Origin of the sequence: Pseudomonas sp., from assembly GCF_050739655.1 — a bacterium.
Taxonomy (GTDB): Bacteria; Pseudomonadota; Gammaproteobacteria; order Pseudomonadales; family Pseudomonadaceae; genus Aquipseudomonas.
Genome location: NZ_JBOIBY010000570.1, coordinates 1 through 10,925 on the forward strand (window position 1 = coordinate 1; position 10,925 = coordinate 10,925).

Sequence of the window (10,925 nt, forward strand, 5' to 3'; positions counted from 1 at the left end):
GGGTGCGCGAGTTCGGCCCGCTGATCATTTCCATCGACACCAAAGGCAATAACCTGTTCGAACAGAACAAGGTGCGCTTCAACGAGCGCAAGGGGTCGATCATCGAGAAGATCAACGCCCAGGTACGCTTCATTAAATGATCCGGTGGGGTGGCAGCTTTCCCGCATAAACCTGCCCCCCTATCGCGACACCCTGCGATGCCAACGCCCACGCAGCGCTGGCATCGCATCGCCGCCCGGCCACCGGACAGCCCCCTTTTCCAACACAGCCCCAGGTGTACTCGTTGAGTGCCCTGCGCCTCGTGGCCAACACCCGCAACACCTGGGCTGCAACCCCTCTACCATAAAGTCAGACACCATCATGCATAATGCCAGTCACCACGAATTGCGAAACGCTTTTCATGCCTTGCTTGCCGGCTCCTCTTGCCATCATACAGCCTCGGTCTTCGATCCGTTGTCGGCACGCATGGCCGCCGACTTGGGTTTCGAGGTTGGCATCCTCGGCGGCTCGGTCGCCTCACTGCAAGTATTAGGTGCCCCAGATATCACGCTGATCACCCTCAGCGAGTTCGCTGAACAGGCCACGCGCATCGGCCGGGTGGCACGCCTGCCTGTAATTGCCGATGCTGATCACGGTTATGGCAACGCTCTGAACACCATGCGTACTGTGGTCGAACTGGAGCGCGCAGGGGTCGCTGCACTGACCCTTGAGGATACCGCGCTGCCTGCCCGGTACAACTGCAATCCCTCTGATCTAATCAGCATTGAGGAAGGAATGGGCAAGCTGCGCGCCGCCCTGCGCGCGCGGCAGGATCCGTCGCTGGCGATCATCGCCCGCACTCATGCTGGGGTGCAGCCGCTGGCCGATGTAGTCGCGCGCGTGCGTGCCTATGAAGACGCGGGAGCCGATGCCATTTGTCTAGTAGGTGTGAAGGACGGTGAGCTTCTGCATGCCATTGCAGAAAACGTTTGCGTACCGCTGATGCTGGTGACCTATGAAAATCCGGCTCTATCCGACGATCATTTGTTGGCAGAGTTGGGTGTACGCATTGTGGTCGACGGCCACGCGCCGTATTTTGCTGCGATCAAGGCAACCTATGACCGCCTGCGCAAGCAGCGGGGTTTGGGCGTGAAGGAGCATCTTGACGCGACACGTCTGGCGGCACACTACGCAGGCGCCGAGACCTATGTAGACTGGGCTCGCGACTATATGAACGTGTCGGAATAACGAAGAAAAGCAATCTGGCCGTCGACCTATGTAGTCAACGGCCAGGATCTGACGGGTCAGCCGCGTTTAGCGACCTTACCCTCATCCTCGGAACAATGTTGAGAATGATGAGTGTTGACCGGCATTGGCACTACACTCGGCGGCGATTCATCACCCGCCAGCACCCTCTGCAACTTCTTGTGATCCAGCGCCCCTACCCATTTGACAATCACTAGGGTACCGACACCGTTGCCAATAGTGTTGGTCAGTGCCTTGGCACCGGACATGAACCGATCTACGCCCAACAGCAGAACCATACCCGAAACCGGAATAGTGCCTAATGACGCCAGAGTAGCGACGAGGATAATGAAGCCCGAACCGCTGACACCCGCCGAGCCTTTGGAGGTAAACATCAGTACTGCCAGCACAATCAATTGATCGGCCAGGGTCAGCGGAGTATTAGTGGCTTGAGCGATGAAGATCGCGGCGATCGTATAATAAATGGCTTGACCGTCTGGGTTGAAGCTCAGCCACGGTTTGACTATGTAAACGCTGCCGGTGCGGGAGTTGCCTCGACGCTTGAGGTCATGCATGGCCGCAAGGCTGGTAACCACAGCGTCCAAAATTCCTTCGGGGATCTCGCGCCCTTCATTGTCCAGCAAGGCCGGGGTGGTCATCAGGTGTCCGACATTGCGCACCAGCATCAATGAGCGTCCCGCCAATGTCAGGGACTATCCATCAGCTCGAGACCATTGGCGATCAGGGTTGAGATGGCGAATCACCGATTGTCCATGTTTTTGCAGGGTTTCGCAGAGGTCGCCCTTCATCAGCCCCAACCAGTTGCGATACACGACGACCTTGTCAGCGGCATCGACTTGCAGCCACCGAGTCTTCGCAATCCATGATGGTGGTCAACGCGGACTCCAGCACGATGTCTTTGATCTGCGCGGGGGCGGTGCGCCCGATAGCGCTGGCCCCATCCGCAGACTGAGATGTCGAGGATTTAGCCCATAGACCCCGCCGTTCCCCAAACCGTCTCAAACAGTCAACCAGCGGTTACGCGCTGCTCAGATTGATGACGCGATAACCGTGATGAAGGGCATGGAGAAGCTGCGCAACACCGCTTAAACGTAATGATTGAGGTCGGTAGATCAACATGTGAAAAATACCCGCGTTGTCACCGAATCGTTGCAGTAAATGCCAGTAAATCTACGCGAAGGAGCCATTCGCTCATCGATCTCACCCGAACAAGCTTGTAAATTTGATCAAGATGGGCGCTAAACACCCCAGTGTTTAGCGCCATTTATCTTACGGTTGAGACGTTTTTTTATCACTGAACTGCGAGCGGCTTGTCCCAACTATTGACGGGGCACTGACCGCTTTTGATTGCACCGCTTCAGACTCGTCTTCTTCTCCCTCTTCAACCTCACCATTCAGGGCCTTGTGCATTTTCACGGTGTCCAGCGCACCGACCCATTTGGCGATCGCCATGGTGCCAACGCCATTGCCGATGGTGTTGGTGATCGCACGTGCTTCCGACATGAACCGGTCGACACCCAGCAACAACACCATGCCCGCCACCGGAATCGTGCCGAGGGACGAGAGCGTGGCCGCCAGGATGATGAAGCCTGAGCCGGTGACGCCCGCCGAACCCTTGGAGGTGAACATCAACACCGCCAGCACGATCAACTGATCGGTCAGGGTCAGTGGCGTGTTGGTGGCCTGGGCGATGAAGATCGCGGCGATGGTGTAGTAAATCGCCTGGCCGTCCGGGTTAAAGGTCAAGCCCGAGGGAATGATCATGCCAGCTACTGGCTTGGACACGCCGGCCTTTTCCATCTTGGCGATCATCTGCGGCAACACCGATTCCGAAGAACTGGTGCCGAGCACGGTGAACAGTTCTTCCTTGATGAACTTGAGGAACTTCCACAGGCTGAAACCGCTGTAGCGGCAGATCGACCCCAGGACAAAGATCACGAACACGGCGCAGGTCAGGTAGACGCAGGCCATCAGTTTGCCCAGGGAGAACAGCGAGCCGAAGCCGTACTTGCCGATGGTGAAGGCGATAGCACCGAAGGCACCGATCGGAGCCAAGCGCATGACCATGTTGACGATGCGGAACATGCCCTGCATCAAGCTATCGAGCGTATCGACGAACAATTTTCCACGTGGCCCGGCATGGGCCAGGGCGACACCGAGCAGGATCGAAAACAGCAGGATTTGCAGCACGTTGCCCTTGGCAAAGGCGTCAACTAGGGTGTCAGGGATGATGTTCATGATGAAGTCCATGAACGAGGCGTGCTTCACTGCGGTGGTATAGGTGGCAAGGCTTGAAGTGTCGAGGGTGGCGACGTCAATGTTCATGCCGGCGCCGGGCTTGAAGACATCGACCACCACCAGGCCGACCACCAAAGCCAGGGTGGAAACCACCTCGAAATAAATCAAGGCGCGAAACCCGACGCGCCCCAGCTCCTTCATGTTCTCCATCTTGGCGATGCCGGTGACGACGGTCAGAAAGATCACCGGGGCGAGGAGCATCTTGATCAGTTTGATGAACGCGTCGCCCAAGGGCTTGAGCGCGGCTCCAGTTTCGGGAACCAAGACCCCGACGATGACGCCGAGAATCACGGCGATGAGCACTTGTACGTAGAGTTTGCCAAATATTCTTTTCATGACAGGGCCCTGATTTTTATTGTTGTCAGGAAATGCCAAAGAGCCGGACCCGGTGATCCGCCCCTCGGCGTTGTACCGCACCACTACTCTTCTTTATCGGTGGACAATATCAGCGGTTGAACAAGGCGATGATGGCCTCGGTGATCTGCCGGGTAGTGGCGGTACCGCCCAGATCCGGGGTATGCAAACCGCTTTCAGTCACGGCTTCGATGGCCGACATCAACTGCATGGCCGCGGCGGACTCGCCGAGGTGCTCAAGCATCATCGCCGCCGTCCAGAAGGTCGCGATCGGGTTGGCGATACCTTTGCCGGTGATGTCGAAGGCCGAACCGTGGATCGGTTCGAACATCGAAGGGAATTTGCGCGACGGGTTGAGGTTGGCGGTCGGCGCGATGCCCAGGCTGCCGGACAAAGCCGCGGCCAAGTCGGAAAGGATATCGGCGTGCAGGTTGGTGGCGACGATCACGTCCAGTGTCGACGGCTTGAGCACCATGCGTGTGGTCACGGCGTCGACCAGTTCCTTGTCGATCTTCACGTCTGGGAAGTCCTTGGCGACCTCAAAGAAAATCTCGTCCCACAACACCATGCCATGACGCTGGGCGTTGGACTTGGTGACCATGGTCAGGTGCTTGCGCGGACGGCTCTGCGCCAGTTGGAAAGCGAAGCGATGGATGCGTTCCACCCCGGCACGGGTGAACACCGAGACCTCGGTGGCGACTTCTTCCGGTAGGCCCCGATGCACGCGGCCACCGTTGCCGGAGTATTCGCCCTCGGAGTTTTCCCGCACCACCACCCAGTCGATCTGGTCACCATTGTGCAGCGGGCTTTTCACTCCAGGTAAGAGGCGAGCCGGACGCACATTGGCGTACTGGTCGAAGCCTTGGCAGATCGGCAGGCGCAAGCCCCAGAGAGAGATGTGATCGGGCACATTAAGCGCACCGACGGCGCCAAAGAAGATGGCATCGAAGGTTTTCAGTTCTTCAAGGCCGCCTTCGGGGATGTAGTAACCGTTTTTCAGGTAGTTGTCCGAGTTCCAGTCGAAGTGTTTGAAATCCAGTTCGAAGCCGGATTTTTTCGACAGGGCTTGCAGCACCTCGACACCGGCAGCGATCACTTCAACGCCAATGCCATCACCTGGAACCGCAGCAATTTTGTATGCACGCATCGTGAAAACTCCACTCTAGTCACATTGTTGTTGTCCCCATCGGGCTAGGCTGCCCAAATAGGGTGTGATTGGAGTATATGTAGTGAATTAAGAGGAGTAAGCTACTCAGAATCACTACATAGATAACTATGAGTCACGAATGAGCCAAACACTGGATTTGTCGTTCTTCTACCTTTTAGCCAACCAGGGCAGCTTGGCAGCGACCGCCCGGGAACTGGGCGTGACACCACCGGCAGTTAGCAAACGCCTGACTGCGCTGGAAGCACGACTGGGCATCCGCCTGGTCAACCGCACCACGCGCTCAATGAGTCTGACTTCAGAAGGAGAGCTGTATTTCTCTCATGCCGCCCGTATCCTGACGCAGATTAATGAGGTCGAGCAACTGATTAGCAGCAGCCGGGCAACCCCCAAAGGCTTGATTCGGGTCAATGCCTCGCTGGGGTTCGGCCGCCGGCACATCGGCCCTGCGCTAGCTGCCTTCTACTCCCAATACCCGGAGGTGGAAATCCAGCTGGAAATCAGCGATCACCCTTTGGACTTGGCGACACACGGCTTTGATCTGGGAATTCGTTTCGGCACCTTGCCGGATGCAACGCTTCATGCCCGCAAAATCGCGTCTAATCGCCGGCTGTTATGTGCTTCTCCGCTGTACCTTGAAAAGCATGGTGTGCCTCAACGTTTGTCGGATCTGCAGCAACACAATTGCATCTTCCTGAGGCAAAACGAAACGCCCTATGGCGTCTGGAGCTTTAATAGCAGTGGGCGCACAGAAAATATCAAAGTGCGTGGAGCATTGGGTTGCAACGATGGTGAGGTAGCGCTGAACTGGGCATTGGAAGGCTACGGCATATTACTGCGCGCCGAATGGGACATCGCCCGCTACGTGCGTAGTGGTCGTCTGCGCCTGTTGCTTGAAAATGAGACACCGACCCGTGCCGACGTGTATGCGGTGTACCCGCAACAACTGCATTTATCGGCACGGGTGCGCAGCCTGATCGATTTCTTAATCGAGCGCTTCAAACGCATCGATAGTGTTGAGGAAAAATAGGCAAACTTATGTCAAAGGCTCCAGAGGCGGGCAATATCTCGCGCTCTTTCTCTCAATAGCCGAGGTGCTTGCAGACAAGCATCAGCGAGGCTCATGGGACCTGACACCAATGCGAACGCTGCGTCGATCCCGTGCTCATATAATACCTCGTAGCCTTCACCCAACGTTCCAGCAAGGATCACCACGGGTACCCCTTGTTCACGGGCGATGCGAGCAACCCCGACAGGTGTTTTCCCCCGCAGCGTTTGTACATCGCAACGCCCCTCACCGGTGATTACCAGATCTGCACCTTCGATTTTTTCGGCAAGGCCGACCAATTCAGCTACCACTTCGACACCTGGTCGAAAACCTGCTCCAAGAAACGCTTTCGCGGCAAAACCCATGCCTCCGGCGGCACCGACACCCGGAACATTTCGGACATCTTGCTCGAGGACAGAGGCGCTGCAGTCCGCAAAGCGCGCCAAAGCGTTATCCAACATTTCGATCTGTTCGACGCTTGCGCCTTTTTGACGACCGAAAGTGTATGAAGCACCGTGCGCACCGCATAACGGGTTGTCGACATCGGCCGCGACTTCAAAGTAAATGGATTGCAATCGCGGGTCCATGCCACCCAAATCGATAGTGTCCAGGTCACGAAGCGCTAGACCACCCGGTTTCAATTCACGGGCGCTAGCATCATAAAAGCGTACTCCCAAAGCATTGAGCATTCCGGTGCCCCCATCATTGGTTGCACTACCGCCGATGGTCAGAATGATTTTTTCAGCCCCGGCATCCAAAGCCTGAAGTATTAGTTGTCCAGTTCCGTAGGATGAGCTGAGACAGGCATCTCGACGCTCTAACGGAATTAGCTGTAAACCGCTCGCTTCGGCCATCTCAATGATTGCCGTATGCGATTGAGCTAACCACCCCCAGCGAGCGGTAACTTCATCTCCTAAAGGCCCATCGACAATGGCTTGTCGCCGCTCCCCGCTCATTACCGCCAATATTGCATTCACTGTACCCTCACCACCGTCAGCCATCGGGCATTGAACAAGCTCGGCGTTGGGCAGCACCTCGGCCAGCCCTTGCGCAATTGCTTGAGCAACTCCCTCGGCACCTAGGCTGTCCTTGAATGAATCAGGAGCAATGACGATTTTCATATGCGCTCTCCGGCGATAAGTGATGTCTGATGCTGACATCAGCTGATGGCTTAGGCTCCAGCCTGAGGCACAACTGTGTTCGCAGGTTTTTGTTCACTCGCATAAGCAAGTGACAAAATGGGGCAGCAATTGAATCCCAAAATATAGCTCGATTACATCTTCCAGCTTATTGAGGTCCATGCCAGTGATTTCAGCTATACGATCCATACGATAACGAAGACTGTTACGGTGTACGCCAAGTGCTTCCGTACAACTTTGAATTTGACCGCTATGTTCACACCAGCTTCGTAGAGTCTGTATTAACTGACCATTATTGTCTTTGCTCTGCACTTTATCGATGATGGCCAGCAGTTCCCCAACAGCATCGTCTTCACGATGAGTCCATAACATTGTTGACAGCCGATAACGCGTCAATAGCAAGTACTTCTCGCCTTGCTTGACTGCTCGTCCATAGCCTGCAAGCGCAGTCACGCGCCTGCAAACGTTACGTAACTGCTCAATGCCTTGCGCGGGGACACCCACAGCCATCCGTAGGATCGGCCAACCTTGTTTCTCAATTTTTTGAAGAAATTTACTTGGGTCGACCATGCTTTGAGAGGGATAGCACCATAAGAGGGTATGAGTGGAGAGGCACAAACACCAACTGTCCGCGACTCGCGCGAACAGCCATTCACAGACCGCCGTCACGTCCAACTCTGAACTCAATTCAATTAAAACTGGTGTGCGTGTGAGGTGAGGTTTGAGACCCAATTGCTCGGCCTCTTCCAGCAGACGTTGTGAATTTCCTGTATTGCTCAACAACAATCCCAACAAGTCGTCAGTGCGCTGTTCACGCCATTGACGCTCCCCTTCGCGATGCCGCTGCGATACGAGCATCTCAGCTGTCATGCGAAGTAACTCCGCATAAGTTCGCAACGCTTGCGGATCACCGGAGAGTCCTAACACGCCAATCAACCGCTCATCATGCATGAGTGGCACATTAATACCCGGCTGAACGCCTTTGAGTGAGAGAGCGGAATGCTCATCGATTTCGACTACCCGCTGATTGGCCAGAACCAATTGGGCGCCTTCATGACGAGTATTAATCCGTTCGGTCTCTCCACTGCCCAAGATCAACCCCTGACTGTCCATGACGTTCACGTTGCATGGGAGGATGGCTAAAGCTCGATCAACAATTTTTTGCGCAAGCTCGTGATCCAGTTCAAACATATTTTTATCCTTGGAAGACTTCTAGCTGGAGAGACAACTCCTCAATATCATGAGGATCTTCTACCATCAATTGCAAACAAACTTCCAGCCATTGCCTACAAATTCTCGAATCAACCATCGGGCTGCACACTGCTTATGGCTCGACCTAAAGGAATCGATTGATACGTGGTATTCCGGGATCAATTATCCACATCGAAACCGACATCCAACGAAAGCCACTTCTGTAACAAGTGATGAGTAATGTCACACGTATTTACCGAAAAAGGACCTCAAATCTTAAACTCATTTACAAGGACGTTGAGGCTTACCGCTAATCGTGAAAGCTCATGGCTTGCAGCGCTAGTTTGATTTCCGCCCGCAGATGTCTGTATCGCCAAATCACGAATTGCTATGAGATTCTGATCGACTTCCCTTGAAGCCTGGGCCTGTTCCTCTGCAGCACTAGCGATCACCAGATTGCGCTCTGATATGTTTGATATAGCTGAGGTTATATCCCGAAGTGCCTTGCCTGCAGCGCTGGCGATATTGATCGTGTGTTTAGCGCGATCGTTACTACCACGCATGAGGGTCATCGCTTCGTGGGTGCTGTGCATAATTGATGTAACTATGACGCCGATCTCACCAGTCGATTCCTGAGTACGTTGCGCCAACGCTCGTACTTCATCCGCAACTACTGCAAAACCTCTTCCTGCTTCGCCAGCTCTTGCGGCCTCAATGGCAGCATTTAGCGCAAGCAGATTGGTCTGCGCAGCGATAGCATGAATGACATTTAAAACTTTGCTGATTTCGGCGACTTCAATCGATAACCTTTCCACCGCATCCATGGAATGGGTGACCTCGTCAGCCAATTCATTGATTGACGCAATAGTGTTACCAACCTGTTTGTTTCCGTCTCGCGCGAGCTCGTCCGAAATACTTGAAGCAGCCGATGTTCCAGTTGCGTTGCGAGCAACCTCATCTACCACGATTGCCATCTCGTTTACGGCCGTGGCGGCTTGTTCTATTTCTAAAGTTTGCTGCTTTAAACCGCGATTCGCTTCTTCCGTGACAAGACTTAACTCCTCGGCGGCTGAGGCTAGTTGGTTCGATGAGTCAGCAATGAGCATCACAGTAGAACGTAAATTATCCTGCATGATATTCAACGAATTCAGTAGTACTGCTGGTTCATCTGAGCCGGTAGCATCGACTTTTTTGGTCAAGTCACCTTTGGCTACTACAGAGGCGAACATTGAAGCTATAGCTAATGGATAGACAATGCTTCGCGTAAGCATAATAGCCAAAAAAAACGTAAGTATAGCCGCTAGGATGACAAATCCAGCTACACCGACAATTGCCCTGTCATAATTTTCTTGAGCTTGGTGCGCTAATTCGGCAGCACTTTCTCGGTTGTATTTTAAAAGCTTTTCAAGTTCTGCCGCCAATCCATCTGAATATTGCTTGTACCCTCCACCAAGAAGTACCCGCATATCGTCGATCGCGCCAGCTCTAGAGAGTTCAAGAAGCTTGGTATTTTGGTCAATAAACCCAACTACATACCGCGAAAACTGCTCATATTTCGCTCGCTCGTTTTCATTAGTAATAAGGCTGGCATATTTTTCTTGCGCATCCTTAAGCTGAACATGTAAATCGGATAGCCGTGCATGAGTTGCTTTCAGAGACGGGCCATCTCGATGGACAAAAAGACGGTAAGCGGTAATCCGGATGCGTAATAGCCGGTCATTAATGACCCCAAGCGCTTCATAGCTTGGCATCATCCTTTGAGTTGCATCTACAGCTGCACCGCGAATCATGGTCATTTTGTCCATAGCAAAAAGACCAAGAGCAACTACTAAAAGCGCAATAATGGCGAAACAAATCGCGGATCGAGGCGCGATTTTCAGTTTACGCATGAACATCGAGTTATCCTTAGAGATGGCTGCTGGCTAAGTAAAGTTCGAATATCGTAGTTATGGGCGCTCTTCTGATAGAAGGGGCGCACTCAGAGCGGTGATAGATGTGTAGACCCTACGTAGTGATTTTGATAACTGCTGGCCGTGCCCTACACAAACTTCCACATATTGAATTCGTGCACACACTGGGTCAGTAGTTTGTGAATTTCGATAATCGTAATGATCAGTTGGTCATCGACTGTGCAGGAGTTGCTTGCGCTGTCACCCAAACAAGGGACGCTGTGTTTTAACGGTGATTAGTTCCCTGGTGAGCATCAAGAAAAATACGAAATAATTGAAAACTCAATAGAAAATCCCTCGAAACCCGAGTCAATGTAAAATGATTCGACTTGGACTTCGAGGGATATGCCATACGGTTCTATTGATATCTGAACGGGTCGTGGCCGCCCAGATTAATCATTTAATGAAACGTACCTGGGCGTTGATCTTCTCGATGATCGACCCCTTGCGCTCGTTGAAGCGCACCTTGTTCTGTTCGAACAGGTTATTGCCTTTGGTGTCGATGGAAATGATCAGCGGGCCGAACTCGCGCACCC

Annotated in this window: 8 protein-coding genes and 4 pseudogenes; 3 read left to right on the plus strand and 9 right to left on the minus strand. The window is 53.5% G+C overall.

Going from position 1 to position 10,925, the window contains the following annotated elements; translation table 11 throughout:
- Both ACRESJ_RS27070 and ACRESJ_RS27075 read left to right on the plus strand, forming a co-directional pair.
- Window positions 1-140 (plus strand): annotated as a pseudogene (locus ACRESJ_RS27070) (L(+)-tartrate dehydratase subunit beta); the annotation flags it as partial.
- Between the two features lie 220 nt (window positions 141-360).
- Window positions 361-1,227 (plus strand): isocitrate lyase/PEP mutase family protein, encoded by an 867-nt coding sequence (locus ACRESJ_RS27075; protein WP_431760598.1) that lies wholly within the window; start codon window positions 361-363, stop codon window positions 1,225-1,227.
- A gap of 56 nt (window positions 1,228-1,283) precedes the next feature.
- Here the strand turns inward: ACRESJ_RS27075 and ACRESJ_RS27080 are convergent, their stop codons facing one another.
- The 4 genes and pseudogenes from ACRESJ_RS27080 to ACRESJ_RS27095 form a co-directional block, all read right to left on the minus strand.
- Window positions 1,284-1,751, minus strand: coding sequence for a cation:dicarboxylate symporter family transporter (locus ACRESJ_RS27080; RefSeq protein ID WP_431760604.1), 468 nt, complete (start codon window positions 1,749-1,751; stop codon window positions 1,284-1,286).
- Window positions 1,740-2,187 (minus strand): annotated as a pseudogene (locus ACRESJ_RS27085) (malate synthase G); the annotation flags it as partial. The gene ACRESJ_RS27080 and the pseudogene ACRESJ_RS27085, both read right to left, overlap by 12 nt.
- Window positions 2,188-2,514: 327 nt before the next feature.
- Complete coding sequence (locus ACRESJ_RS27090) at window positions 2,515-3,879, minus strand: dicarboxylate/amino acid:cation symporter (RefSeq protein WP_431760599.1); 1,365 nt, start codon at window positions 3,877-3,879, stop codon at window positions 2,515-2,517.
- A 109-nt stretch (window positions 3,880-3,988) separates the two neighbouring features.
- Window positions 3,989-5,044 carry a tartrate dehydrogenase gene (locus ACRESJ_RS27095; RefSeq protein WP_431760600.1) on the minus strand — a complete coding sequence of 352 codons (1,056 nt, stop codon included), beginning with the start codon at window positions 5,042-5,044 and terminating at the stop codon, window positions 3,989-3,991.
- A 139-nt stretch (window positions 5,045-5,183) separates the two neighbouring features.
- Between ACRESJ_RS27095 and ACRESJ_RS27100 the strand changes: the two genes are divergently transcribed.
- Complete coding sequence (locus ACRESJ_RS27100) at window positions 5,184-6,092, plus strand: LysR family transcriptional regulator (protein WP_431760601.1); 909 nt, start codon at window positions 5,184-5,186, stop codon at window positions 6,090-6,092.
- 11 nt (window positions 6,093-6,103) lie between these two features.
- On the opposite strand, the gene ACRESJ_RS27105 is transcribed toward ACRESJ_RS27100, so the two are convergent.
- From ACRESJ_RS27105 to ACRESJ_RS27125, 5 genes and pseudogenes are all read right to left on the minus strand, one after another.
- Window positions 6,104-7,231: a glycerate kinase gene (locus ACRESJ_RS27105; protein WP_431760602.1), complete on the minus strand. Its 1,128-nt coding sequence runs from the start codon at window positions 7,229-7,231 to the stop codon at window positions 6,104-6,106.
- Between the two features lie 93 nt (window positions 7,232-7,324).
- The gene (locus tag ACRESJ_RS27110) at window positions 7,325-8,440 is read right to left on the minus strand and encodes a sugar diacid recognition domain-containing protein (protein ID WP_431760603.1); all 1,116 of its coding nucleotides are present in this window, start codon (window positions 8,438-8,440) and stop codon (window positions 7,325-7,327) included.
- A gap of 269 nt (window positions 8,441-8,709) precedes the next feature.
- The gene (locus tag ACRESJ_RS27115) at window positions 8,710-9,573 is read right to left on the minus strand and encodes a methyl-accepting chemotaxis protein (RefSeq protein WP_431760605.1); all 864 of its coding nucleotides are present in this window, start codon (window positions 9,571-9,573) and stop codon (window positions 8,710-8,712) included.
- A pseudogene (locus tag ACRESJ_RS27120) lies at window positions 9,568-10,335 on the minus strand (MCP four helix bundle domain-containing protein); the annotation flags it as partial. The pseudogene ACRESJ_RS27120 and the gene ACRESJ_RS27115, both read right to left, overlap by 6 nt.
- A 450-nt stretch (window positions 10,336-10,785) precedes the next feature.
- Window positions 10,786-10,925 (minus strand): annotated as a pseudogene (locus tag ACRESJ_RS27125) (L(+)-tartrate dehydratase subunit beta); the annotation flags it as partial.

What these genes read in the sequence shown, in the direction of transcription:
- ACRESJ_RS27075 (WP_431760598.1), top strand. Translation starts at nt 361, where the DNA reads ATGCATAATGCCAGTCACCACGAATTGCGAAACGCTTTTCATGCCTTG.
- ACRESJ_RS27090 (WP_431760599.1), bottom strand. Translation starts at nt 3,879, where the DNA reads ATGAAAAGAATATTTGGCAAACTCTACGTACAAGTGCTCATCGCCGTG.
- ACRESJ_RS27095 (WP_431760600.1), bottom strand. Translation starts at nt 5,044, where the DNA reads ATGCGTGCATACAAAATTGCTGCGGTTCCAGGTGATGGCATTGGCGTT.
- ACRESJ_RS27100 (WP_431760601.1), top strand. Translation starts at nt 5,184, where the DNA reads ATGAGCCAAACACTGGATTTGTCGTTCTTCTACCTTTTAGCCAACCAG.
- ACRESJ_RS27105 (WP_431760602.1), bottom strand. Translation starts at nt 7,231, where the DNA reads ATGAAAATCGTCATTGCTCCTGATTCATTCAAGGACAGCCTAGGTGCC.
- ACRESJ_RS27110 (WP_431760603.1), bottom strand. Translation starts at nt 8,440, where the DNA reads ATGTTTGAACTGGATCACGAGCTTGCGCAAAAAATTGTTGATCGAGCT.
- ACRESJ_RS27115 (WP_431760605.1), bottom strand. Translation starts at nt 9,573, where the DNA reads ATGCAGGATAATTTACGTTCTACTGTGATGCTCATTGCTGACTCATCG.